The 25,009-nt window shown below is 70.4% G+C and carries 20 protein-coding genes; 12 read left to right on the top strand and 8 right to left on the bottom strand.

All coding sequences use genetic code 11. From position 1 onward, the window contains the following. The first annotated feature begins 1 nt into the window (after window position 1). The 3 genes from alc to uraH are packed head-to-tail and all read left to right on the top strand — an operon-like array spanning window position 2 to window position 1,874. Window positions 2-1,024: an allantoicase gene (alc, locus tag OZ403_RS30975; protein WP_140794886.1), complete on the top strand. Its 1,023-nt coding sequence runs from the start codon at window positions 2-4 to the stop codon at window positions 1,022-1,024. Beyond that, complete coding sequence (gene uraD / locus OZ403_RS30970) at window positions 1,021-1,533, top strand: 2-oxo-4-hydroxy-4-carboxy-5-ureidoimidazoline decarboxylase (RefSeq protein WP_140794885.1); 513 nt, start codon at window positions 1,021-1,023, stop codon at window positions 1,531-1,533. Before alc ends, uraD begins: the two co-directional genes overlap by 4 nt. After that, window positions 1,530-1,874 carry a hydroxyisourate hydrolase gene (uraH, locus tag OZ403_RS30965; RefSeq protein WP_140794884.1) on the top strand — a complete coding sequence of 115 codons (345 nt, stop codon included), beginning with the start codon at window positions 1,530-1,532 and terminating at the stop codon, window positions 1,872-1,874. Before uraD ends, uraH begins: the two co-directional genes overlap by 4 nt. Window positions 1,875-1,903: 29 nt before the next feature. Here the strand turns inward: uraH and OZ403_RS30960 are convergent, their stop codons facing one another. From OZ403_RS30960 to OZ403_RS30945, 4 genes are all read right to left on the bottom strand, one after another. Continuing rightward, a complete protein-coding gene (locus tag OZ403_RS30960; protein WP_140799747.1) occupies window positions 1,904-2,323 on the bottom strand; it encodes a DUF488 domain-containing protein in 420 nt (139 codons plus the stop codon). Between the two features lie 134 nt (window positions 2,324-2,457). After that, entirely contained in the window at window positions 2,458-2,871 is a 414-nt protein-coding gene (locus OZ403_RS30955; protein WP_174258935.1) for a response regulator, read from the bottom strand. A 150-nt stretch (window positions 2,872-3,021) separates the two neighbouring features. Further along, window positions 3,022-3,357 (bottom strand): hypothetical protein, encoded by a 336-nt coding sequence (locus OZ403_RS30950; protein ID WP_228565456.1) that lies wholly within the window; start codon window positions 3,355-3,357, stop codon window positions 3,022-3,024. 119 nt (window positions 3,358-3,476) lie between these two features. Continuing rightward, a complete protein-coding gene (locus OZ403_RS30945; protein ID WP_268782447.1) occupies window positions 3,477-4,073 on the bottom strand; it encodes a S1 family peptidase in 597 nt (198 codons plus the stop codon). Between the two features lie 441 nt (window positions 4,074-4,514). Here OZ403_RS30945 and OZ403_RS30940 point away from each other — a divergent pair, with 441 nt between their 5' ends. From OZ403_RS30940 to OZ403_RS30910, 7 genes are all read left to right on the top strand, one after another. Further along, window positions 4,515-8,099 carry a protein kinase domain-containing protein gene (locus OZ403_RS30940; protein ID WP_268784916.1) on the top strand — a complete coding sequence of 1,195 codons (3,585 nt, stop codon included), beginning with the start codon at window positions 4,515-4,517 and terminating at the stop codon, window positions 8,097-8,099. Window positions 8,100-8,165: 66 nt separating this feature from the next. Next, the gene (locus OZ403_RS30935; RefSeq protein WP_268782446.1) at window positions 8,166-8,822 is read left to right on the top strand and encodes a 2-hydroxychromene-2-carboxylate isomerase; all 657 of its coding nucleotides are present in this window, start codon (window positions 8,166-8,168) and stop codon (window positions 8,820-8,822) included. A gap of 136 nt (window positions 8,823-8,958) precedes the next feature. Next, on the top strand, window positions 8,959-9,606 hold the full coding sequence (locus tag OZ403_RS30930; RefSeq protein WP_140794879.1) for a hypothetical protein: 648 nt from the start codon (window positions 8,959-8,961) through the stop codon (window positions 9,604-9,606). Window positions 9,607-9,682: 76 nt separating this feature from the next. Beyond that, a complete protein-coding gene (locus OZ403_RS30925) occupies window positions 9,683-10,879 on the top strand; it encodes an acetyl-CoA C-acetyltransferase (RefSeq protein ID WP_140794878.1) in 1,197 nt (398 codons plus the stop codon). A 29-nt stretch (window positions 10,880-10,908) separates the two neighbouring features. Beyond that, window positions 10,909-11,124: a hypothetical protein gene (locus OZ403_RS30920; RefSeq protein ID WP_013938427.1), complete on the top strand. Its 216-nt coding sequence runs from the start codon at window positions 10,909-10,911 to the stop codon at window positions 11,122-11,124. 163 nt (window positions 11,125-11,287) lie between these two features. Further along, the gene (locus OZ403_RS30915; RefSeq protein ID WP_013938428.1) at window positions 11,288-11,485 is read left to right on the top strand and encodes a hypothetical protein; all 198 of its coding nucleotides are present in this window, start codon (window positions 11,288-11,290) and stop codon (window positions 11,483-11,485) included. Window positions 11,486-11,634: 149 nt separating this feature from the next. Continuing rightward, window positions 11,635-12,363: a DUF1751 domain-containing protein gene (locus OZ403_RS30910; RefSeq protein ID WP_140794877.1), complete on the top strand. Its 729-nt coding sequence runs from the start codon at window positions 11,635-11,637 to the stop codon at window positions 12,361-12,363. 18 nt (window positions 12,364-12,381) lie between these two features. Here OZ403_RS30910 and OZ403_RS30905 read toward each other — a convergent pair whose 3' ends face one another. After that, window positions 12,382-14,019, bottom strand: coding sequence for a sigma-54-dependent Fis family transcriptional regulator (locus OZ403_RS30905; RefSeq protein ID WP_140794876.1), 1,638 nt, complete (start codon window positions 14,017-14,019; stop codon window positions 12,382-12,384). Between the two features lie 142 nt (window positions 14,020-14,161). Between OZ403_RS30905 and OZ403_RS30900 the strand changes: the two genes are divergently transcribed. After that, window positions 14,162-15,037 (top strand): dioxygenase family protein, encoded by an 876-nt coding sequence (locus OZ403_RS30900; RefSeq protein ID WP_140794875.1) that lies wholly within the window; start codon window positions 14,162-14,164, stop codon window positions 15,035-15,037. Between the two features lie 31 nt (window positions 15,038-15,068). Next, the gene (locus OZ403_RS30895; protein ID WP_140794874.1) at window positions 15,069-15,692 is read left to right on the top strand and encodes a YceI family protein; all 624 of its coding nucleotides are present in this window, start codon (window positions 15,069-15,071) and stop codon (window positions 15,690-15,692) included. A gap of 106 nt (window positions 15,693-15,798) precedes the next feature. On the opposite strand, the gene OZ403_RS30890 is transcribed toward OZ403_RS30895, so the two are convergent. The 3 genes from OZ403_RS30890 to ilvA all read right to left on the bottom strand — a co-directional run bounded on the left by OZ403_RS30890 (window position 15,799) and on the right by ilvA (window position 24,906). Continuing rightward, the gene (locus OZ403_RS30890; protein WP_268782445.1) at window positions 15,799-22,092 is read right to left on the bottom strand and encodes a DUF6982 domain-containing protein; all 6,294 of its coding nucleotides are present in this window, start codon (window positions 22,090-22,092) and stop codon (window positions 15,799-15,801) included. A 146-nt stretch (window positions 22,093-22,238) separates the two neighbouring features. Beyond that, window positions 22,239-23,630, bottom strand: coding sequence for a peptidase MA family metallohydrolase (locus OZ403_RS30885; RefSeq protein WP_174258934.1), 1,392 nt, complete (start codon window positions 23,628-23,630; stop codon window positions 22,239-22,241). Between the two features lie 58 nt (window positions 23,631-23,688). Beyond that, window positions 23,689-24,906: a threonine ammonia-lyase gene (ilvA, locus tag OZ403_RS30880; RefSeq protein ID WP_140794871.1), complete on the bottom strand. Its 1,218-nt coding sequence runs from the start codon at window positions 24,904-24,906 to the stop codon at window positions 23,689-23,691. Window positions 24,907-25,009 lie beyond the last annotated feature (103 nt).

The following is a 25,009-nucleotide window of genomic DNA, read 5'->3' as shown; positions in this document are numbered from 1 at the left end:
CATGCACGCACCCGAAGAGGGAAAGCTGCGGATTGCCTTCACGGAATTCATCGACCTGGCCGCGGAGAACGTGGGCGGTCAGGCGCTGCTGGCCAGCGATGAGTTCTTCGCGGGGAAGGAGAACCTGCTGAAGCCCGGCCGGGGCGTCTTCATCCCCGGCAAGTTCACCGAGAATGGCAAGTGGATGGACGGCTGGGAGTCGCGCCGCAAGCGCGTGCCGGGCCATGACTGGTGCATCCTCAAGCTCGGCCTGCCGGGCGTGGTGCGCGGCGTGGACATCGACACCAACCACTTCCTCGGCAACTTCCCCGAGTACGCCTCGGTGGATGCGCTGGAGGTGGAGGGCTCGCCCACGCCCGAGGCCCTGGCCGAGGCCACCTGGACGCCCATCCTCCCGCAGCTCAAGCTGCAGGGCGGCACGCGCAACCTGTTCCCCATCGCCAGCGACAAGCGCTGGACGCACCTGCGGCTCAACATCTTCCCGGATGGCGGCGTGGCCCGCTTCCGCGTCCATGGCGAGGTGCGGCCGGACTTCGAGCGCCTGTCCCACGCCGGCGGTGCGGTGGACCTGGCGGCGGCGGAGAATGGCGGCACGGTGGTGGCGTGCAATGACTCCTTCTTCGGCCCCAAGGACAACCTCATCCTCCCGGGGCGCGCCGCCAACATGGGCGAGGGCTGGGAGACGCGGCGCAAGCGCGTGCTGCCGGGCTTCGACTGGATTGTGGTGAAGCTCGCCGTCCCGGGCACCGTGCAGCGCGTGGAGGTGGATACGGCCTTCTTCAAGGGCAACTACCCGGACACGTGCTCCATCGAAGGCTGCTACCTGCGCGAGCCGGTGGTGGACTTCGCCAACGCGCATGACATCGCGTGGACGGAGCTGCTGCCGCGCACGAAGCTCCAAGCGCACCACCGCCACTTCTACGAGTCCGAGCTGGCGGCGAAGGGGCCCTTCACCCACGTGCGCCTGAAAATCTATCCCGACGGCGGCGTCAGCCGGCTGCGGGTCCACGGGCGGCCAGCATGAGCAGCGGACTGACTCGACTCAACTCGCTGTTGCCGTCGGAGGCGCGCGCGGAGCTGATGCGCTGCTGTGGCGCGTCCCGCTGGGCGGACGGCATGGTTCGCTCGCGGCCCTTCCGCGACGCGGAGCACCTGTTCTCGGAGTCGGCGTGGCTCTGGAAGCAGACGGGGCCGGACGACTGGCGCGAGGCCATGACGCATCATCCGCGCATCGGTGACGTGTCCCAGTTGCGCGCGAAGTTCGCGTCCACCGCCTCGTGGTCCTCACAGGAGCAGGGTGGGGTGCAGGGCGCGGACGAGGCGGTGCTGCAAGCGCTGGCGGAGGGCAATGCCGCCTACGAGCAACGCTTCGGTTTCATCTTCCTGGTGTGCGCCACGGGCAAGAGCGCGGCGGAGATGCTGGAGCTCTTGCGCGAGCGGCTGGACAACGCACCGGACGAGGAGCTGCGCATCGCGGCCGGTGAGCAGGCGAAAATCACCCGCATCCGACTGGAGAAGCTGCTGGCGCCATGAGCACCCTGTCCACTCACGTCCTCGACACGCACCGGGGCCGGCCGGCGTCCGGTGTTCCCATCACCCTGGAGCTGCAAGGCGACTCGGGCGAATGGAAGCAGCTGGCTCGCGGCGTCACCAATGAGGACGGCCGCGTGCGCGACTTCCTGCCCCAGGGGGCGCGCGTGGAGCCGGGCGTCTACCGGATGGCCTTCGACACCGGGGCGTACTTCCGGGCGCTCGGCGTGCGCGGCTTCTACCCGTCGGTGACGGTGGTGTTCGAACTCACGGCGCCAGACGAGCACTACCACGTCCCGCTGCTGCTGAGCCCCTTCGGCTACTCCACGTACCGGGGGAGTTGAGCCACGGCGCGCTTTCCTTTGGCGGCACGTTAGGTGTGTCGCGTCGAGCGGCCCCGGCCTCGCCGCGAGGCGCATGGAGGCTTCTTCGGAGCGGCGCCGCCGGACGCCTCTTCGAGGAATTGTTGGAGGGCCGCCGCGTTGTTGTGCTCGGTGTCATGGGCGCTGTAGACGAGCGTCACCGTGCCGTGGCGCGCGGCCTCGAGCAGGGGCTGCCATGCCGCGGGATTCGCCGCGAGCTCGGCGGTGTATCTTCGGCAGAACTCGGACCAGCGGTCGGGGTCGTGTGCAAACCACTTCCGCAGCTCGGTGCTGGGGGCCGCGTCCTTCAGCCAGGCTTCGATGGGAAGCGCTGTCTTCCGTACGCCTCGCGGCCACAGCCGTTCCACCAGGAAGCGCCGCCCATCCGTGCGGCTTGCTGCTTCGTACGCCCGCTTGAGTCGAATCGTCACCGGACCACCCCGCGTGTCACCCGTTCGTTGGTGGCAACGCCCGGGCGCCATGCGACCGTCCCGCGCGCCAGCGTGGCCGGCGCCCGTCTTCTCACTCGCGACGCGCCGTGCCGGGTGCTTCGGGGTGGGCGGCCTCAGCTCTTCCACGCGGGCTGGATGGTGGGCGCGGCCGGGGTGACGGCCTCCGCGCGAGCCAGCAGCGCGTGAATCTGGGCGATGAGCACGGGCGGCTTCACCGGCTTGACCAGGTACGCGTCCGGGACGGGCTGGTCCGCGGGCCCTTCCGTGCGAGGCGCATAGCCGCTGACGAAGACGACGGGGATGTGCTTGAGCGTGGGCTCGGAGCGGAAGTGGCCACAGAGCGCGTAGCCGTCCATTCCGTCCATGTTCACATCGGAGATGAGCACATTAGGCGGGTGCGCCAGGGCCTGCTGAAGCCCCGACTCGCCGTCGGCCGCCGTGGTGCAGTCAAACTCGCCGGAGAGCAGGAGACGGAGCGTCTCCCGCATCGTCCACGAATTCTCGACGATGAGGACCTTCGGCTTCACGACACCCCGACTCTCAGGGAGGCAGCCGCCCGGCGGTGCCCGGTGCACACGCTCTCCCCCGGCGAAAGGCCCAGCATCACCCCACGCGCCAGCCGGGGCAAGAGGGGGTGCCCAGCACCCCTGGGGTCCGTGGGGTGCGTGGCGCGGCGCCTACTCCTCGGGAGGGGGGCTCACGAGGCCCTGACGTGAGACGGCGGAGTCCGGCTCCTCGTCGCCTCGTGCCTCCCTCTCCGGGACATCTTGGGATGTCCACTCCTCGCCGCGCTCCACGCGCGCCTCCCACGGTGTGTCGGCGTGGGGCGCCGCGTCGCCGTGCTCGTGGGCGAGGTGCCGGGAGGCGTCCGCCGCGCCACGGTCCTGCGCGTCCGCCACCTGCCCGCGGTTGCGCGGTTGGAAATTCTCCCCGGCGTGGAAGCCCGCCTGCTGGTCATCGCCAATGTCCCTGGGCCGCGCGTCCTGGGGCCCCTTGTCCTTCTTGCCAGCCATGGTGCCGTCTCCGTGGGTAGGGCGAGCGTGAGGGGTCCGCCCCGTTCGCCTCGAGTTTCAAGTTCGGAGCGGGCGGCCCCTGGGGCAACGACGCCAGGGCCCACTGACGGGAGGGCCGCCTAGCGAGGCGGAGGCGGCGCCTGCCGCGCCAGGGCCGGCCCCCTTCGCGACAGCTGCGCCACCACCTCCGCGAGCCCCGCGGTGGGCGCGGCGATGCGGCAGGCGGCCCCGCCGTGGACCAGCCCCACCACCCGCATGCGCGCGTCCACCAACGGCGCGCCGGAATCTCCCGGCCGGCCCCGGATGGTGGTGAAGAGCGCGGCGGGCACCTCGGGAAGCGAAGGGCAGGGGCCCAGCCGCTCCAGCACGGCCTGCTGATGCTCGTCGGGACGGTCATTGCGGCCCGCGAACACCAGCGGCTCGCCCGGAGCGGGCAGGGCCTGGGCGACGTCCAGCGGGCGCACCGGCGCCGGCGCGTCCAGGCGGAGGATGGCGATGTCCCGGCCCCGGTCCACGTGCACGGCGCTGCCGTCCATCCGGCGTCCGTCCAGGAAGGACAAGGGCACCCCCGTGTCCTCATTCCGGAGGCAGTGCGCGGCGGTGAGGACGTGCCGGCCGTCTTCCACCACCACGCCCAGTGGCCCGGCTCCAGCGTCACCGTCGCCGCCGCCACGTCGTCGAGGTCCGGCGGTGTCTCCTCCTCCGACGTGTGGCATGCCGTCAGCAGCAACGCCCCCACGCCCGCCCCCAGCCACGCCCTCCAGCCCGCGTTGCTCATCCGTCACCCTCGTGGCCCGCTCATCCGGCCGGCGCCTTCCGAGGGAGGATGTGCACCCACGCGTCCAGGGCTTCGGGCAGGGCTGCTGGGCAGCCGTCCAGCCGGGGCCCGTGTTGTCAGGTGCTTGTCGCCTGGGACGGCACGCGCGGTGCGACACTCAACGCCGACACGGCACTGATGATGTGTGCCTGCCGCAAGGAAACGTGATATCCCATTAACTTCTGCATTTCGCTGACCCCGCCGGTTCCCCTTCGTGAGCGACGAGGAGAAGACAGCAGTCCTGGACGAGCGCAGCCGTCCTCCAAGTTCGTGGGGGGACCGCATCCGCACGCCCATCACCCTGCCGGGAGCGCGCGCCGGGGAGCGCCGCTCGTTGGCCGTGGGCATGGTGGTGACGGGGCGCTATCGGGTGGAAGGGCTGCTGGGCGAAGGCGGCATGGGCCGCATCTGGCTGGCCACGGACCTGCACGAGCACCGCCGGGTGGCGCTCAAGGAGATGCAGGTCCCCGCGGGCCTGACGGCGGGCAAGACGGAGGAGCTGGTGCTGATGTTCCGGCACGAGTTCTTCGCCATGAAGAAGCTCCAGCACCCCGGCACGCTCAAGGTCTTCGACTGGGGCATGACGGAGGCCGGCAACCGCTTCATCACCATGGAGGTGGTGGACGGGCAGGACCTGAGCTCGCTGGGGCGTGAGTCGCCGCTGGACACGCGCACGCTGTACCGCGTGCTCATCCAGATGTCCCAGGTCCTGGCCTTCCTGCACTCGCGGCTGTACGTGCACTGCGACATCAAGGCCAGCAACATCCGCATCACCAGCGCGGGCGCGGTGAAGCTGATGGACTTCGGCGTCATGCACCAACTGGGCACACCCAGCCCCGGCCGCCTCAAGGGCACGCTGGAGTACCTGGCGCCAGAGTGGCAGCGCGGCGCGAGCATCGACGGGCGCGCGGACCTCTATTCGCTGGGCGTCATGGCCTACTACCTGGTCACGCGTCGGCTGCCCTTCAAGCGCAACACCCCGGCGGCGCTCCTGGCGGACCACCTGACGCGGCCGCCGCCGAAGCCGTCCACGATTTGCCCGGTGGATCCGCAGCTGGAGGAGATCATCCTCCTGCTGTTGGCGAAGGATCCGCGCGAGCGCTTCCAGGACGCCAGCGAGCTGATGGAGGCGCTCTGCCACGCCAGCGGCGAGCCGATGCCGGAGGAGCCGCTGTCGGCGCGCGCCAGCTACCTGCACGTGCCGGAAGTGGTGGGCCGCGCCGCGGAGCTGGAAGCGCTGATGAACGGCCTGGCCGAGGCGGACTGGGGCCAGTCCCGCGCGGTGCTCATCGGCGCGCCCGCGGGCGTGGGCAAGACGCGGCTGCTCCAGGAGTTCGAACTCCAGGCGAAGCTGGCGGAGCTGCCCTTCGGGCGGGGCCAGTGCCGCGCGGAGGGGCAGGCACCGCTGACGCCCATCGTCCAGGCGGTGCGGTGTCTGGTGCCGCTCACGCCCGCGGAGATGATGGAGCGCCTCGGGCCGAAGCTGCGGCAGCTGCTCCCGGGCCTGACGCCGGACGCGGGCGAAGTGCGCCCGGTGGCGGGCGAGGAGAAGCTGGCCTTCTTCGGCGCGCTGGCGGAGTGGGTGCAGGCGCTGGGCCGGCGGATGACGCTGGTGCTGTGCTTCGAGGACCTGCAGTGGGCCGACAGCGCCACGCTGGAGGTGCTCAACGTCCTCATCCGCGCGCTGTACGGCACGCGTGGCATGGTGGTGGGCACGTTCCGGAACGGCGAGCTGAGCCGCCTGAGCCTGGCCTTCCAGACGGTGGACGAGAAAATCACCACCCGCATGGACCTGGAGCCGCTGGCCGCCGAGCACGTGCGCACGCTGGTGGAGCTGGCGCTGCCGGGGCTGGCCGTGCCCGAGGCCTTCGTCACGCGGTTGCATGAGACCACGGGCGGCAACGCCTTCTTCGCCACCGAGTGCCTGCGCGCGCTGGTGGAGGAAGGCGCGCTGACGCGGGTGGGCGGCCGGTGGAACGCCGTCGAGGGACTGGACACACGGCCGCTGCCCGCCAGCATCCACGACGCGGTGCTCGCGCGTCTGGGCAGTGCTCCCGCGGAGCAGGTGTCGCTGCTGCGCCAGCTGGCGCCCGCGGGCCGCAGCCTGGAGCTGCCCATGCTCCGCGCGCTGGCGGAGCTGCCCGAGTCCGAGCTGTTCGCGGTGCTGGACGGCATCGTGGAGCGGCAGTTCCTCCAGGAGGTGGAGGGCCGCTACGTCTTCACGCACGACACCGTGCACCAGGCCGTCTACGACAGCACGCCCGAGGAGGCGCGGCGCGTGGCGCACGGCCGCGTGGCGCTGGCGCTCCAGACGCTGCACTCGTCGCGGCCGGAGCTGTCTCGCACGGTGGGGTGGCACTACCTGCGCTCGTCGGAGCCGGAGCTGGCCATTGGCCCGCTGCTGGACGCGGGCCGGGCCGCCATCGAGGCGCAGGCGCTGCTGGAGGCCACGCTGCTGCTGAAGGAAGCGGCGATGCTGCTGGAGGCCGCGCCGGACTTCCCGGGCCGTGACAGGCTGCTGCTGCGCATCTGGGTGACGATGGTGGAGGTGGGCTATTCGAGCGACCCGCCCACCTCGCTCGTCTTCGCGCGGAAGCTGAGCGACCACTGGGCCTCCACGGTGGACCTGGTGGACGGGCGGACGCAGGCGGTGGCCGCGCTGGAGGCCGCGTGCGCCGCGCCCGAAGCAGAGCGTCCCGCGCGCCTGAAGGCGCTGTTCCGCGAGCGCGAGGCGGATGCGTTCGCCAGCTCCTCGGACGTCTTCTGGAAGCAGGCCGAGCTGCGCATCCTCCAGGCCATGGCGCTGGCCAGCGTGGGGCGCACGGACGAGTTGGCGGCGCTGCTGGAGCGCGTGCGGGCCGAGCAGCCGGAGGTGTCGCCCTATCGCGCCGCGACGCAGCTGGCGCCCGCTCAGTTGTGTGCCTACACGGGCCGCTTCGCCGGCGTGCTGGAGACGCAGTACGAGCAACTGAAGCGGCTTCGCGGGCTGTGCGAGGTGATGGGCCGTCTGCCCAAGCGCCTGGCGTGGGCGCTGGGCATGGGCGGCTTCACGATGAACATGAACCTGGCGCTGCGCGGCGAGCCGCTGGACGCGCAGGCGCTCCGCGACGGGTACGCCGTGGCGGAGGCCCAGGGGTTCACGGACGTGCGCGGCTTCCATCTGTTCTCGGTGGTGACGCGCGCGGCCTTCACGGGCGACGGCGCGGCGTTCGTCCCGGCCTTCACGGAGAAGACGGAGCTGGTGCGGCGGCTGGGCAACCCCCGGTTGATGGAGCGCAACCTGGCCCTCTTCACGCCGCCGTACTACCTGGAGCGCGGCGAGCACGAGCACGTGGCCGCGGTGGTGGCCCGCGCCGAGGCGCTGGCGCGGGTGCTGCCGGAGGACCGGTGGCTCCAGTGTCACCTGCGGGTGTACCAGGCCTGCCGCGACGTGCTCTTCGAGGATGCGGGTGCGGCGCGCCGGTCACTTCCCGCGGCCCTGGCCGCCGCGCGCGAGGGCGGCGTCCGCATGGAGACGCTGCTGCGCGTCTACCAGTCCCGCTTCGAACGGGAGCAGGGCAACCTGGTGGCGGCGCAGGACGCGGCGGAGGCGGCGCTGGCGCGGGCCACGGACCCGGTGCTGGCCAACCCGTGGGATGAAATCCTCTCCCGCCGGGCGCTGGCGGCGCTGCTGCCCGGTGAGGAGGGACTGGTGCACCTGCGCCGGGCGCTCGCGCTGGCGGAGCTGACGGGCAACGTGCTCCAGGTGGGGCTGGTGCGCCTGTCGCTCGCGGAGCGCGCGCGGGACGCGGAGTCGTCGGTGGTGGCGCTGGAGGCGGCCGAGGCGGCCTTCACGGATGCCCGGGCCTCCAGCCTGCTGGCCCTGGCCAGCTCCCTGCGGGGTGCGCTCCAGCGCCGGGCCGGGGAGCTGCGTCAGAGCGCCTGATGTGACGCTGGAAAGTCGACGGGACTGTGTCCTCACAGCCCGGACGTGGGGCGTTAGACTCGGGCCATGGCCCACACCCCACTGCGGTTCTTGCTGGATTTCATCTCGCCGTATGCCTACCTGGCCTGGACGCGCCTGCCGGCGCTCGCCGCGCGCCATGGCCGCACCGTGGAGCCGGTGCCCGTGCTGCTGGCGGGGGTGCTCAACGCGACGGGAAACATCGGTCCCGCGGAGGTCGTGCCCAAGCGGAGCTATATCTTCAAGCAGACCTTCCGCATCGCCCATGACTTCGGCGTGCCCTTCGCGCCGCCGCCGACGCATCCCTTCAATCCGCTGCTCGCGCTGCGCGTGACGGCCGCCGTGGATGACGTGGAGGCCCGGAGCCGGCTGGTGAGCGCCCTGTATGCCTCCGCCTGGGGCGGCGGGAAGGGGGCGGAGTCGCCCGAGGCCGTGGGCGCGGCGATTCAGGCCGCGGGGCTGGACGCCCAGGCGCTGCTCGCGGCGGCCCAGACGCAGGAGGTGAAGGACCGGGTCTGGCGGAACACCGAGGCGGCGGTGGCCGCCGGGGCCTTTGGCGTGCCCACCTACCTGGCGGACGACGAGCTGTTCTTCGGCGTGGACTCGCTGGGGCACCTGGAGCAGTTCCTTCGCGGCGAGGACCCGCTCACCCTGGCGGACGTCGAGCGCTGGAGCACGCTGCCGGCCAGCGCGTCCCGGCGCTGAAGCCAGCGCACGCGGGCGCCGCTTTCCGCTAGGGTCCCGGAGCCATGGTCTCCGGTCGGCCCGCCTTGTTGACCTCCCTCATTCGGCTCCTCGCGCCCATGGCGTGGGGGGCGATGCACCTGGAGGTCCTCCCTTCATGAACGTCCTCGCCGAACTGGGCATCGTCGTCGCCGGCCTGGTGCTGGCGCTCGTGCTGCTGTCCATGAATCTGTGGCGCAGCATCCTCTTCCTCTTCCCGTCCAGCGTGCGGGTGGAGCCCGAGGCACCCGCGGACCAGATGGATTTGCCCCTGGAGCTGTCGGGGCGCGCCAACCAGCTCCAGGCGCTGGGGTTCGTGCCGCTGGGCAGCCACGAGGAGAAGCCGCGCCTCCAGCGCGCCACGCGCTCCTACGATTGGGCCCACCCGGGTGAGCGCGTCTTCGCCACGCTCCATGCGGGGCAGGGCGGCGTGCCCCGGCTGTACCTCCTCACCCCCCTGGCCTCCGGGGGCTTCGTCATCACCGCGGACTACCGGCGCCCTGCGCTGGAGGTCCCCGGCGTCTACCTGACGGGTTCACTGGAGGACGCTCCGCCCGACCGCCTGCTGCGCGCGCACCTGCGCCGCCTGGACGGGTTGCAGCCCGCCGGGGATTTCACCTGGGAAGGCCGGGTGGCCGCCGGGCGTTCCTGGTACCAGGGGCTCGGCCGCAAGGAAATCCGGAGACAGAACCTTCAAGGTTTGTTGTGGACCGTCATCGCGCTTGCCATCGTCGCCAGCGCCTTTTTCGGGCCGCGCGCGCCCTAGGCCCGCCCGTCCCACACGTCACGACGTCACGGCGCGCGTGCACCGCGCGCCCCATGAGAGTAGGTAGACGACCACCATGAAGAGCGTGTCCAAGAACGAGGAAATCTACTTCCTGTCCGGCAAGCGCACCCCGTTCGGTACCTACGGGGGAAGCCTGAAGGACCTCAGCGCCACCGACCTCGCCGTGGAGTCGGCGAAGGCCGCGCTGGCCCAGGCGAAGGTGTCTCCGGAGGACGTCCAGCACGTCGTCTACGGCAACGTGGTGCAGACCAGCGCGGATGCCATCTACCTGCCGCGCCACGTGGGCCTGCGCACCGGCGTCCCCGTCCCCGTGCCCGCGCTGGGCGTCAACCGGCTGTGTGGCTCCGGCTTCCAGGCCTTCGTCACGGCGGCGGAGCTGATGCTCACCGAGCAGGCCTCCGTCGTGCTGGCCGGTGGCACCGAGTCCATGAGCCAGGCGCCCCACGTCATCCGCGGCGCCCGCTGGGGCCTGCCGCTGGGCAAGGGCAGCCTGGAGGACATGCTGTGGACGGCCCTCACCGACAGCTACACCGGCCAGGCCATGGCGCTCACCGCCGAGCAACTCGCGGTGGACTACTCGCTCACGCAGGAGCAGGTGGACGAGTACGCCGTCCTCACCCAGAAGCGCTTCGCCGCCGCGCAGGAGGCGGGCCGCTTCCAGGATGAAATCGCCCCCGTCACGCTGAAGACGAAGAAGGGCGAGACGGTGGTGTCCCGGGACGAGCACAACCGCCCGGAGACGACGGTGGAGAGCCTGCGCAAGCTGCCCAAGGTCTTCAAGAAGGACGGCGTGGTGCACGCGGGCGCGGCCAGCGGCATCTGCGACGGCGCCGGCTCCATGGTGATGGCCACCGGCAGCTTCGTGAAGAAGCACGGCCTGCAGCCCATTGGCCGGCTCGTCAACTGGGGCGTCTCCGGGTGCGATCCGAAAATCATGGGCATCGGCCCGGCGCCGGCCATCCGCCAGCTGCTGGAGCGCGCCCAGTGTCAGCTGTCGGACATCGACCTCTTCGAGGTCAACGAGGCCTTCGCGCCGCAGTACCTGGCGGTGGAGAAGGAGCTGGGGCTGCCCCGCGAGCGCACCAACGTCAACGGCGGCGCCATCGCCGTGGGGCACCCGCTGGGGGCTTCCGGCGCGCGCATCACCACCACGCTGGTGTACGAGCTGAAGCGTCGCGGCGCCCGCTATGGTATCGGGTCCGCCTGCATCGGTGGCGGCCAGGGCATCGCGGTGCTCGTCGAGGCGCTCTGATGGCACAGGACTTCCAACCAGGACGCGAGATGAGCAACGAGGTGGACGCGAAGACGGCGCGTGAGCGGGCCAAGGCCATCGCGGAGCAGCGCCGCGCCGAGCGTCGCAACCGCAAGCGCAAGTGCGTGGTGTGTGGCGTGGAGGAGAGCGACAAGACGCCCCTGACGGCACACCCCGAGGGCATTGGCCCGGCCTGCAAGGACGAGGTCACCTGCCTGTCGCGCAAGGCCGCCAGCGGCCGGTGAAGTCCCAGCCCCCGGGCCCGCGCGCTCCGTGCGAGGCCCGGGAGCCCACCTCCCGGGTGGGATGCCCAGGACGCGCAAGGGCCGGATTGTCGGGCCCGATTCTTGATGGCGGAATCGTCTCGGGGTAAACGTCCAGAATCTCTGGTTTATGACGAGGGTCGGAATGGGCGTTATCAGCTTCACGGGCGTCAAGGTGTTCTCCACCACGCTCGCGCGTGACCGCGAGAACATGGGTGAGAACATCACCAAGTGGCTCAAGGAGAACTCCAACCTCGAGGTGGTCGACAGGGTGGTGACGCAGTCCTCCGACAAGGAGTTCCACTGTTTGACCATCACGCTCTTCTACAAGCCGAAGGCTTGAACGGCCGCGAGGCAGTTGACGAGGCGTGGGTGTTCGAGGGCGCTCTCCCCGGTGTCGGGGATGGGCGCCCTTCGTCATTTGGGGTTGCGAAGCGAGCGGTGTTCCACCACCTTTGGACGGCTCTGAGCAACGAGAGGATGGTGTACTGAATGCGACCGATGAGGAGCTTCGGAGGCGGGGGCGGCGGCATGGGTCTGCCCGGCCTGGAGACCACGGCGTCCAAGTTGGCGGTGGCGCTGGTGGCTGGCTCCGTGATGTTTCACCTCACGAAGTCGCAGTCGGGTGGCTTGCTGTTGCTGTTCCCGGACCTGGTGTTCGGGAAGCTCTTCCTGTGGCAGCCGCTGACGTACGCCTTCATCGAGTCCAGCCCCATTGGCATCATCTTCGGCGCCATCATCACCTGGTCCATTGGCGGCTACCTGGAGTCCGTCTGGGGCGGCAGGCGCCTGTTGATGGTGGTGCTGGGCATCGCGGTGAGCGCGGGCCTCATCACCTCGCTGCTGGCCATGCTGGTGCCCGGCGCGACGGTGCAGGCGTACGCGGGCGGCAACGTCATGACGTCGGTGCTGTGGGTGTCCTACGGACTCACCATTGGCCGGGGGCAGACGAACTTCTGGGGCCTGCCGCTGTCGGGCAACGCCCTGGCGGGCATTGGCGCGGGCTTCGTCGTGCTGTCGGCCGTCACCAGTGGCTGGCAGACGCAGGTGCCGGACCTGCTGGGCCTCTGCATGGCGTTCGCCTACGTGCGTGGCGCCAACCCGCGCAAGCTGTGGCTGCACCTGCAGCACTGGCGGCTGCAGCGTCAGTTGAAGGGCCGCTCCAAGCACCTGCAGGTGGTGCGGCAGGACCGGCCGGACCGGGACCAGTACCTCAACTGACGCCGGGCCCTTCGCGACTCAGTGGGCCGCCTCCGGGTGGCCGTACTGCTTGAGCTTGCGGTAGAGCGTCGCCACGCCGATGTCGAGCTGCTCGGCGGTGCGCGCGCGGTTGCCGCCGTTCTGCGCCAGCACCGCCAGGATGTAGTGCTTCTCCATGTCCTCCAGCCGCTGCGGATTGCCGGTGGGCACCAGGCTGGGGGGCGCGGCGCGGACCTCCTCCGGCAGGTCCTCCCGTTCCACCCGAGTGCCCTCGCACAGCGCCACCGCGCGCTCCACGGCGTTTCCCAACTCACGCACGTTGCCGGGCCACGCATAGCGCAGCAACTGGTCCGCCGCGTCCGGGGACAGGCCAGACACCCTGCGGCCCAGGCGCTCCGCGGCCTCGGCGAGCAGCAGCCGCGCCAGGGGGAGCACGTCGTCGCGGCGCTCACGCAGCGGCGGAATCTTCAGCTCGATGACGCGCAGCCGGTAGTAGAGGTCCTGGCGGAAGCGTCCCTGGCGGACCTCCTCCGCGAGGTCGCGGTTGGTGGCGGCCACCAGCCGCACGTCCACCTTGCGGCTGGCATTCTCGCCCACGCGGCGCACCTCGCGCTCCTGCAGCACGCGCAGCAGCTTGGCCTGCATGGACGGGGGCACCTCGCCCACTTCATCCAGGAAGAGGGTGCCGCCATGGGCCGCTTCGAAGAGGCCGGCCCTGTCGTGGGTGGCGCCGGTGAAGGCGCCGCGCGCGTGGCCGAACAGCTCGCTCTCCAGCAGGCTCTCCGTGACAGCGGCGCAGTTGACTGCGACGAAGGCCTTGTGCGCGCGGCCTGACTCGTCATGGATGAGACGGGCGATGCGCTCCTTGCCCACGCCGCTTTCACCCGTGACGAGCACCGTGGAGTCCACCTTCGCCGCCCTGCGCGCCAGGTTGATGACCCGCTGCATCTCCTCCGAGCGCGCCACCATGCCCGCGGGGTCCTCCGTCACGCCCGCGCGCGCCAGCGACTGCCGCTTTGCGCGCAGCTTGCGCTCCGCCTGCCGCAGCGCCTCCGTCACCTGCGCCAGCATGCCTTCCATGCACTGAGTCTCGTAGAGGCGCAGCACCTCCGTGCACTCGGTGCTCCACTCCTCGGCGGGCCGGCCCACGTAGTGGCATGCCGCGTCGCCCTTGCCCACGCAGCGCAGCTCCGTGCCGTAGATGGGCTTGCCGTTGACGTAGCTCATGTAGCCGGACGCGAAGCCGGTGAGGCTCCAGCACACCGGCTGATCGGACTGGCCCAGGTGCAGCAGGTGCTGCTCGGCTTCATAGGAGTCGCGCCACTGCGCCTCGGCGAAGGGCTCCGGGCCTTCGTCCGCGCGGCGCTGGACGGGCTCCACCCGGACCTGTCCCTGGAGGGTGTGCAGCCGCCCACCGGCACGGCGCCACAGGGACTCGTCCTTCCAGGGAACCGCGCCCTTCATCGCTTCGGCCGTGCGCCAGCCGTGCGCGTAGCCCAGGCGCGTGAAGGTGCCGCGCGCCGCCGTCATCCCCATCAGCTTGATGAGCTCCTTGCGAAGCAGCCCCAGCGCCACTGGGTCCATCAGCAGCACGCGCTGTCCCCCGAAGTGGATGAGCCCGCCCCCCGGCTCGAAGGACAGCAGCTCACTCAAGTCCAGCTCGAAACGGCCACCCACGCTGTACGACTCCTTCCAGAATGAGTTGAGTCTCTATCGTTTTGAGAGGCTGGTTGCACGGGAGGTTTATGGAGTGGAGCAAATTCAATAGGTTGGGGTTTTGGGTGTCGTGGTCTTCCGGTTGCATTAGAAGGCGGCCGTCATGGGCGACGAACTCGACAGACGCGTGGTGCTTCAAGGCGTGGCGGCGGCCGGGGTGGCGGGCGTGCTGGGGGCGGGTGGCCCTGGCGGCGGCCAGGCCGTGGCCCCCGCGGCGTTCATCTCTCACGGCTCACCGATGGTGGCCCTGGACGCGGATGCCTACCCGCAGGCACTGCGGCGCTTCGGCGGCGAGGCCCAGGCGCGGGCCCTGGTGGTGGTGTCCGCCCATTGGGAGACGCCCGGCGAGATTCGCGTCACCGCCAGCGCGCAGCCGTCACTCATCCATGACTTCTATGGCTTTCCCGAGCCGCTCTACCGCCTGCGCTACGGCGCGCCGGGTGCGCCGTCCCTGGCCGAGGACGTGGTCGCCCGGTTGAAGGCGGGCGGGTTGCCCACCGTGGCTGACGCGGAGCGCGGGTGGGACCACGGCGCGTGGGTGCCGCTGCTGCATGCCTTTCCGGAGGCGAAGCTCCCCGTCGTCCAGGTCTCCATGCCGCTGGGCGCGAGCCCCGCGGACATCGCGCGGATGGGCGAGCTCCTCCGGCCGCTGCGCGCACAGGGCGTGCTGTTGATGGGCAGCGGCGGCATCGTCCACAACCTGCGCCGGCTGAATTTCCACGAGAAGGCGGCGTCCGTCGAGCCGTGGGCCGCGGCCTTTGATGCGTGGATTGCGCAGAAGCTGGAGGCGCGAGACTTCACCGGCCTTCAAGCATGGTTGGATGCACCGAACGCGCGGCTCGCGCATCCAAGGGCCGAACATTTGATGCCGCTCTATTTCGTCCTCGGAGCTGCCCTCCCCGAGGACCGTCTCACCCCCGTATTCGAGGGCTTCCATCACGGAACCTTGTCCATGCGCAGCTTCGCGCTGCGCGCCTGACTTCGCCGTATCCCCAAGGAGTACACTTCCTATGAAGACGTCCATGAAGAGCGCCGTTGCCCTGTTTTTCGCCCTCCCGTCCATTGCGCTGGCCTCCACCTGGAAGGTGGATGACTCGCACTCCAGCGCCGGCTTTTCCGTCCGTCACATGATGGTGTCGAACGTCACCGGCTCGTTCAACGTGAAGAGCGGCACGGTGAACCTGGATGACAAGGACGTCACCAAGTCCAAGGTCGAGGCCGTGCTGGACGCGTCCACCGTCAACACCGGCAACGCCAAGCGCGACGAGCACCTGCGGGCCCCTGACTTCTTCGACACGGCCAAGTTCCCGGAGATCACCTTCAAGTCCACCAAGGTCCAGAAGGCGGGCCAGGGCAAGCTGAAGGTCACCGGCGACCTGACCATGCACGGCGTCACCAAGCCGGTCGTCCTGGACGTCACGGGCCCGTCGAAGGAGTCCAAGGACCCCTGGGGCAACACCCGCACGGGCGTGACGGCGACCACCAAGCTGAACCGCAAGGACTTCGGCCTGGCCTACAACCAGGCGCTGGAGGCGGGCGGCGTCGCGGTGGGTGAGGAAGTCACCGTGAACCTGGAGCTGTCGCTGGTGAAGCAGGCCGACGCCGGCGCCCCGGCCGCGACGGACAAGAAGTAAGCCTTCGCTGCTTCTGAAATGACGGAGGGGCCTCCCACGGTGGTGGGGGCCCCTCTTTCATTTGCGGGGCACGGTGGCCCCGCCCGTCCTTCGGGGACGCGCCCGCTCAGCCCTCGGCCACCGCCTGCACGCTGGAGCGGTAGATGAAGATGCGCGCGGTGTTGGTGCGCTGGTCGGCGGGGATGACGAAGAAGCCCGGCGTGCTGCCCTGGAAGTCCTGGGAGAAGCCCGCGACCTGACGTCCGTCGTTGAAGGTGACCCGGATCTTCTGACCCTCCACCTGCGGCTGACGCGCGCCGGCGGCGAGCATGAAGAAGATGGCCTTCACGCGCTTGCCCGGAATCTGCTCGGCGGCGAAGCCGCTCTGCTGCTCCAGGGAGATGACCTCGTCGAGCAGGTCCGCGTCGCGGATGGTGCCGCGCTTCACCTGGCCTTCGACGGTGTGGATGATGACGCGGTGCTCGCCTTCCACGAAGGAGGTGAGGGCCGTGCCTCCGACGATGGCGGTGTCGTCGAAGAGCGGCTCACGCTCCACGGCGATGCTGTTGGCGGGCGCGGCCGGCATGACGACGGCGGTGTGCTGCGGCTGCGCGGCGGTGGCCAGTGAGGCAGCTTGAGCGAAGTGCGCGGGCGCCGGCGCGATGACGGGGAAGGCGGCGATGGGCGCGGGCGGCGGCACCACGGCTTCTTCCTCGACGTCGATTTCGGAGACCTCCTGCTCGAGCTCCATCGAGACTTCTTCTTCCTCGATGGGCGTGGCCTCGGTGAAGTCCTGTGCCTCCGCGCCGAAGGGGCTGTCCGTGCTGGCGGCGGCCCACTGCGACGTCACGGGCGCGCTGTCCTGGATGGGCTCGGCTTCCCACACGGACGCCTCTTCGATGGGCTCGGCCTCCTCCATGACGGGCTCCACGTCCACGGAGGCATCATTCCACTCCGTGGAGGCAGGCGTGGCCGTGTCCGCGAGGGAGACCTCTTCAGCGGGCGCTTCGTTCCAGTTCGCCGTCTGCTCCGAGGACCACTCGGTGGTGGCGGAGGCGTCCCAGGTCGCGCTGGTGTCGTGGCTGGTCGCGGACCATTCCGCGCTCGCCGCAGGTGTCGTGTCCGGCGTGGGGGAGGCCCACGCGTTGGCAGGCACGTCACCTGAGGGCGCGTTCCATTCCGAGGCCGCGGGGGCGTTGTCCGCGGGCGTGTCCCACTGCGAGGCAGCAGGCGCGCTCGTTGAGGCCCATTCGGCGGCCGGAGCGGCTTCCTCGATGGGGTCGGCCCATTCGGCCTGGACTTCCTCGGTGGCGGGCGTGGACCACTCGGCGTGGGGGGCTTCCGTGGGCGTTGCCCACTCCTGCTGAGCGCCCTCCGCCGGAGCGGCGGCCCACTCGCCCTGGACTTCTTCTGCCTCGGGGGTGGCCCACTCTGCCTGCGCGCCTTCCGTGGGGGCGGCCCAGGCGGGCTGGGCGGCTTCGGGCGCAGGCGAGGCCCACTCCGGCTGGGCAGCGGTTTCGGTGGTGGGCGTGGCCCACTCGGCCTGGATTTCCTCGGTGGCGGGCGAAGCCCATTCCGACGCCGTTGCAGCGGCATCGGTCGCAGGCGCCGCCCACTCAGCCTGGACTTCCTCCGTCGCGGGCGAAGCCCACTCCGATGCTGGTGCAGCGCCTTCGGCGGGCGTCGCCCACTCAGCCTGGACTTCCTCGGTCGCAGGCGAAGCCCACTCCGACGACGGCGCAGCGCCTTCCGCGGGCGTTACCCACTCGGCCTGAGCTTCCTCGGCAGCGGGATTCGCCCACTCGCCTTGCGCCTCTTCCGTCGCAGGCGAAGCCCATTCCGACGGAGCGGCGGCATCGGCTGCGGGAGTGGCCCACTCGCCTTGCGCCTCTTCCGTCGCAGGCGAAGCCCACTCCGACGGAGCGGCGGCTTCGGCAGCGGGAGTGGCCCACTCGCCTTGCGCCTCTTCAGCCGCAGGCGAAGCCCACTCCGGCTGCGCGGCTTCCAGGGGCGCTGCGGCCCAGCCGGCCTGCGCGGCATCGGCAGCGGGAGTGGCCCACTCGGACTGGGCTCCCTCGGTCTCAGGCGAAGCCCACTCCGACGATGTGGCGGCTTCGGCTGCGGGCGTCGCCCACTCGGCCTGGACTTCCTCGGTCGCAGGCGAAGCCCACTCGGGCTGAGCACCTTCGCCGGGCACGGCTTCGGTCGCAGGCGTGGCCCACTCGGGCTGCGCGGCGGCTTCGGTCGCAGGCGCAGTCCATTCGGTCTGGACTTCCTCGACGGGCGTGGCCCACTCGGGCTGCGCGGCCTCGGCGGTCGCCCACCCGTTTTCCGAAGCGGCAGTCCATTCCGACTGAGCGGTGTCGGCTCCCGGCGTCGTCCAACCTGCCTGGGCATCCGTGGTGGCGTCAGCGGTTTCTGGCGCAGCCCATCCGGCCTGGGCCTCCGTCGCCGCAGGTTCAGCCGTCAGGGCGGCTCCATCCTGTTGGGCGGGGGCGGCCCACTCGGCTTGCACTTCCACCGGCGCCGCGTCGGGCGTAGGGGCCGACCAGTCGGCCTGAACCTCAGTGGGCGCGGCCTCAGAAGACTCGGCCCACTCGGCCTGGACTTCCACGGGCGCTGCCTCAGTCGACGCCGTGTTCCAGCCCTCGCCTGGGGACGCTTCAGCCGTGGCCCACTGGGCCTGGCCGTCCTCGGCGGTCGGTTCAGCCCACTCCGCTTGGGGTTCGACGGGCGCGGCCTCGGAGGAGGTTGACGCCCAGTCGGCCTGGGCCGCCTCGAGCGTGGCGTCTGGCGTGTTCGCAGCCCATTCCGTCTGCTCGCTGCCGGGGGCGGCGTGCGCGGCGGTCTCGGTCCACTGCGCCTGCGCTTCGGTGGGCGTCTGCTCCGCGGTGGTGGCCCACTCGGGTTGAGCTTCAGTGGCTGCCGCGTCTTCGGCCGCAACCCATTCGGGCTGGAGCTCGGTGGTGGAGTCGGTCCACTCGGCCTGGCCAGCCTCGGAGGCGATGCCTGCATCGGAAGCCGCCCACGCCGCGTGGCTCGTGGCAGGCGCCGTGTGCTCGGAGGTCGTCCACTCGGAAGCGGTGACAGGCTCTGTCCACTCCGCCTGGAGGTCGACTGTTTCCGAAACAGGATCCTCCCAGCCTGCATACGCATCGCTGGAAGTGGCCTGCTCACCGGAAGTGGCCCAGTCCGTCTGAGCCGCTTCCGCAGCGGGCTGCTCGGAAGTGGAAGCCCATTCAGGCTGCAGTTCGATGGCGCCCGCGTCACCCTCCGCCATCGCCACACTGCGCTCATCGGTCGGCGCGAAGTGGCCGTGGGCCAGGAACTCGTTCGCTGCCACGAGAGGCACGGCCTCTTCGGGGTTCCCGCTCAGGTCGAACATCTCCTCGGCGGAAGGCGTGCGCGCGGAGTGCCGTGCGGACGAATGCGGCGGATCTCCCACCACCTCGATCGTTTCCGCGTGGAGGTCCGGACCCGCCTGGACCGGCCGGATCTCGAGCGATGGGACATCCGACGACGCGAAGGGCGCAGCCCCCTGCGGGAAGTCCACTTCCGAAGCGGTGGCCTCCGTACCGACTTCGATAACCTCGAGCGTGGGCTGCTCGCTCCCGGCGTCAGCGGCCTGGAACGATGCCTCGTCCCCGGCGTGTCCGGGCGCGGACTCGACATCGATGACATCGAGCGAGGGCTCGTCGGACGACACCTCGGCCGCGTTGAGCTCCAGCGTCGGGACGCTTCCCTGCTGCGCGGGAGACTCTTCGCTCACCTCCGAGGCATCGAGGGTGATTTCAGCCGACTGCGGCTCGGCGACGTCGGAGGCCTCCAGGGAAATCTCCGCGGCCGGCTCAATCGGAGCGGACTCGGCGACGTCCGTGGCGTCGAGCGTGATTTCGGAGGGCGACTGGGCGGAAGGTGATTCGGCGACGTCGGACGCATCGAGAGCGATTTCGGGCTCGCTCATCTCGGTCGCGTCGAGGACGAGCTCGTTCCCGGCGGAGGTCTCACTCGAGTGGTCGTAGGTGCTGTGAGCCGTCTCGGGCGCAGTCTCGAAGGCAGCCAATTCGCTGACGTCGGAGGCCGCATGCGCCGTAGTGGCAAACTCCTCGGCCGCGTCCGTGCTGTCCCATTCGCTGGATGCGAGCGCCGTGTCGGAGGTGGCTTCGGCAGCGGTCGTCGCCGAGTCCAACTCCATCGTGGCCGCGTCACTCACATCGGCGGTGTCGAGCGCTACTTCCGGATACGCCTCGGCAGTGGCGGACTCGCTCGCTTCGGACGTCGCGAAAGCGTGCTCGCTCACTGCCGTGTCGCTGACCTCTGCGGCGTCGAGCACCGCTTCGGTGTACGGTTCGCCAGCGGCGGTTGCATCGCCTTCGCTGAAGGCAGTCTCGGCGAAGGGCTCGAACGAGGCTGCTGCGCTGCCGTAGGGGGAGGCCTCGGCGACAACTTCGCTGCTGGAATCCGCGGCCGCCAGCTCCGGCTCGGGAACAGACGTTTCGATGACATCCGACGCCGCGAGCGCGAACTCGGGAGCGGCTGCGGTCGAATCACTTGCCTCGAAGGCAGTCAGCGTCGCCTCGGGATAAGCCTCCGCCGTCGCGGCCTCGCTGACGTCGGCCGTCGCGAAGTCCGTCGCGGGGTAGGCCTCCGCCGTCGCGAAGTCCGTCGCAGGGTAAGCCTCTGCCGTCGCGAAGTCGGCAGCGGGGTAGGCTTCCGCCGTCGAGGCATCGCTGGCGTCAGACGCCGTGAGGGCCGTCTCGGGATAGGTCTCCGCCACGGCGACATCGGAAGTGTCGAGCGCGATTTCGGCAGACGCGTCGAACGCCATCTCCGAGGCGTGCTCAACCGCCGCATCGCTCACGTCGGCTGCATCGAGCGCAATCTCGGTGGGCTCGGCTTCGGCCGAAGCCACATCCGCGGTGTCGAGTGCAAATTCGGCGGGCTGTGCCTCGTACGTATCGCCCGCGCTGGCCGCGATGAAATCCGTCGCGCCGTGGTCGGCCGTCGCAATGGCATCAGCCGTCACGTCGGTCGTCGCACCCGCGTCCCACGCATCCGTCGTATCCGCAGCCGACGCTTCGACCATGTCGGAGGCATCGAGCGCGATTTCGGAATCCGCAACCTGCGAGGCCGCCTCCGGCTCCGCCATGGCGGCAACATCGATGATGTCGCCCGCATCGGCGACGTCCACGTGCTCAGGCTCGACGGCGAGCGGCGCGGAGGCCCACGCATCATCGATGGGGGCGGGAGACTGCTCGTGGGCCAGGACAGGCTCGCTGTCGGCGGTGCCGTCCAGCAACTCGACCTCGGAGGAAGGGACCTCCACTTCCGTCGAGGCCAGGGCGTCGCCCGCGGGCGCCACCGGCGCATCCGGTGCCGACTCGACCTCCATCGACAGGTCGGCGAACGACGCCTCCAGGGAAGGCTCGGGCTCGGCGCTGGCGGCCACCGCCGGGGTGTCCGACCCCACTTCGGAGAAGTCATCCTCCGCAACGCTCAGGGCTTCCGGCTGCGCCTCCTCGGACACGGGCTGCGCATCCTGCTGGAGGTCCGCGGTGACGTCCGCGAACGACGCAGACGGGTCATCCGCCGCGGCCGGTTCCTCGTCGGCGGGCATCGCCTCGATGTCGGGTTCCTGCTCAGCGCTCAGTGCATTCTGCGCCTGTCCACCGGCGCCCGGCGTCATCCACGGCGCGGGCTCGCTCAGCGCGGGAATGTCGATGTCGTCCGAAAGGCTGAGGTTGTCCGGCTCGACAGCCGGCTGGGGTTCGGGAGCGGTGGGGTAGGGCTGCTGCTGCACGGACTCCGCGGCATAGGCCTGCGGATCCGCCTGCCACGCTTCGGCAGTGCCCTGGGCGTAGCCCGCATTCGGATCATACGCCTGCTGCGCATACGCCTGCGCATTCGGGTCGTAACCCTGCTGCGCATATGCCTGAGCGTTCGGGTCGTAGCCTTGCTGTGCGTAGGCCTGAGCGTTCGGGTCGTAACCCTGCTGCGCGTACGCCTGCGCATTCGGGTCATACGCCTGAGCGTTCGGGTCGTAGCCCTGCTGCGCGTATGCCTGCGCGTTCGGATCGTACCCTTGGTTCGGGTCGTAGCCGGCGGGGTAGGGGTACCACTGGCCGTCGTCGGCGTAGTAGCCCTGGGGTTGCTGCTCGTAGCCGGCGGGGTAGGGGTACCACTGGCCGTCGTCGGCGTAGTAGCCCTGGGGCTGCTGCTCGTAGCCGGCGGGGTAGGGGTACCACTGGCCGTCAGCGGCGTAGTAGCCCTGGGGCGCGGCCTGCTGCTGCCAGGCGGCGGCGTCCGCGGCTGGCGCGTCATCCACGCCCAGTTGTGCGCGCAGCTCGTTCCAGCGAGCCTCCTCCACCGGAGACAGGCTTCCCAGCTTCCGCTTCTCGTCGAGAAAGCGGAATTCTCTCATCGCTGCGCGCGTGTCCGACATCCGTCACCTTGCTGCGGACAGCGTACAGCCGAGCCTCTGTCGCAGCGTAAATAGAGGGGCTGCGAGTCTAGGGGACTCCCGGGAACGGGTAAACCAATTGGCCCGGGCCCGGCTGCCAGCCTCCCCTACTGGAGAGCGGCCCGGACGTCCTCGTCGAGGCTCGCCCGCGTCTTGCCGTAGTGGTCCGACAGGGCCTCGTCGATGGGTCTTCCCCGTCCCACCTCGCGGACCATCGTGAGGAATCGGCCCGTGCCGCCCCGCTTGACCAGCTCGCGGACCGCCACGGCGGAGGTGGCATAGGCGACCGTCGGGTTCCGCTGCATGATGAGGGACGCGCCCTCCATCTGCGCCAGCTTGGGCAGGGAGTTCGCCTTGGCGGCCTGGGCCATGTAGTTCCGGACCGACCGCTCGGGGTCCTCGCCTCCCAGGTAGCGCCACTCGACGTACTCGGCCAGGCCCTCGTTGAGCCAGACGGGGAGGTTGTTGCCGTCGCCGTCGCAGAAGTCATCCAGCGCGGCGTGTACGTACTCGTGGACCAGGGTGGCCTTGGTCTGCTGCGTGAGCTCCGCGGCGTCGTTGATGCGGATGGCGTTGTCGGAATAGAGCCCGGCCACCGCTCGCGCCTTCGCCGCGCCGAAGTGCGTCTGGAACTCCGCGAGTGTGTACAGGATGATGTCCACCGGCGCCTGTCGCACCTCGCCCAGCATGCTGCGGGTGAAGTCGTAGGCCTCGTCCAGCGCGGCGACGATTCGTCCCTCGTACTCCGCGCGCTGGCCGAAGTCGCGCTGGTTGTTGAAGTACTTGATGACGAAGCGGCTGTTGGAGCGCGTCCGCATGCCGTCCGCGCCGGTGCCCGACTCGTAGTTGAGGCTGGCCGAGCGCGTGGAGCCCCGGCCCTGGCCGGCCACCGCGGGCTGGGCTTCGGCCGTGACGGTGGGCCGCCCGCTCGTGGCTCCATTCATCCGCAGCTCCAGGCGCTCCGCCTCCCGCCGCGCGGCGGTCTCCTCCGTCGTCTTGGCGCGGGCCTGCACGAGCAGCCGCTTCGCTTCCGTGGCCTCCTTCGACTTCGCCGGCACCTTCTCCAGCGCCGCCACGGCGCCCGCCGCGTCCTGTTCCTCCATCAGCAGCCGCCCCAACTCCAGGCCGAAGGCGCCGTCCTTGGGGTACTGGGCCAGCCCCTTGCGCAGGGCGGCTTCCGCGGTGGCCCGCTGGTCCGTCTTCCGCGCGGCCCGGGCCAGGCACCGCAGCGCGCCCGCGGACTCCTCGTAGACGGTGGCGCGCTCGCCCAGTGAGTACGCCATCACCGGGTCCTCGTCCTTCAGTGCCTCGCAGCCCTTCTGGAGCGCCGTGGCGACGGTGCCCCGCTGCGGGGCGGGCACGTCCGATGCCTCTCCGGCCGAGAAGGCCAGATAGAGCTCCTCCCAGGCGCGGCTGGCGGCGAGCGACTTCGCCTTCTGTCCGGGAGAAGAAGGGGCGGCGGTCAGCAGCAGGGCGGAGAGCAGGGCGGCGGGGCTCATGCCCTGAGTATCGCCGGACACGGGCGCACGGGCGCAAGGCCCTGCCCCCGGATGGGTGTTACTTGCGGGCCACCTGCCAGCCCAGCCGGTGGAGCGCGCGCTCCAGCTCCTCGATTTGCGCGGGCCCGGTGGTCTCCAGCGTCACCTCCACCATGGCCTCCCCCAGGCCCGCCTTGGAGAAGGCGCGCTCGTGGTGGATCTCCACGACATTGGCGCGCAGGTCGGCCACCTGCGTGGTGAGCTTCGCCAGCATGCCGGGCCGGTCCGGCAGCCGGACCTCCAGTTGCACCAGACGACCGGCCTTCACCAGGCCGCGCTCGATGATGCGGCTGATGACGTTCATGTCGATGTTGCCACCGCTCAAGATGATGGCGGTGCGCCGGCCCCGCGCGGAGGGAACGTCACCGCTGAGCAGCGCCGCCAGGCCCACCGCGCCGGCGCCCTCCACCACGCTCTTCTCCTGCTCCAGGAGGGTGAGGATGGCGGCGGCAATCTCCTCCTCGTCCACCGCCACCACCTCGTCCACGTACTTCTGCACCATGGGGAAGGTGAGGTCGCCCACGCGCTTGACGGCGATGCCGTCCGCGATGGTGGTGCCCGCGGCGGCCAGCAGCACGCGCTCGCCCGCCTCCACCGACGCCTTCATGCTGGCGATGGTCTCCGCCTGCACGCCCACCACGCGGATGTCGGGCCGCGTCTCCTTCAGCGCGCACGCGATGCCGGAGATGAGCCCGCCACCGCCAATGGGGACGAGCACCACCTCCAGGTCGGGGCACTGCTCCAGCAGCTCCAGGCCGATGGTGCCCTGGCCGGCGATGACGTGCGCGTCATTGAAGGGGTGGATGAAGACGCGGTCCTCCGCCTTCTGGATGCGCAGCGCCTCCGCGTAGGCCTCGTCGTAGTTGGTGCCCTTGAGCACCACGCGCGCGCCGTAGTCATCCCGCGTGCGCGACACCTTGATGAGCGGGGTGCGCTCCGGCATGACGATGGTGGCGCTCACGCCCAGCCGACGCGCGTGGTACGCCACGCCCTGCGCGTGGTTGCCGGCGGACGCGGCGATGACGCCCCGGCGCCGCTCGTCCTCGGTCAGCGTCAGCAGCTTGTTGAGGGCGCCGCGCTCCTTGAATGCCCCGGTGCGCTGGAGGTTCTCCAGCTTGAAGAACACCGCGGCGCACTCCGTCCGCTCCGTGAAGTAGTCCGACTGCGGGCACGGCGTGGGGCGGATGGCCGAGCGAAGGCGCTCGCGCGCGGCCTGGATGTCCTCGAGGGTGACCATGGGCGCGCCTCTATCGGATGCGAGCCCCGGGCGGAAGCGACACGAGGAAAGAGCGTGCTCCGCTGGCTGCCTGCCGCGCCGCGCTACGTCCAGCGCGTGACAC

Origin of the sequence: Myxococcus sp. NMCA1, from assembly GCF_026810205.1 — a bacterium.
Lineage (GTDB): Bacteria > Myxococcota > Myxococcia > Myxococcales > Myxococcaceae > Myxococcus > Myxococcus xanthus_A.
The sequence above is the reverse complement of the archived record's forward strand: the minus strand, read 5'-3'. Positions and strand labels throughout refer to the sequence as shown.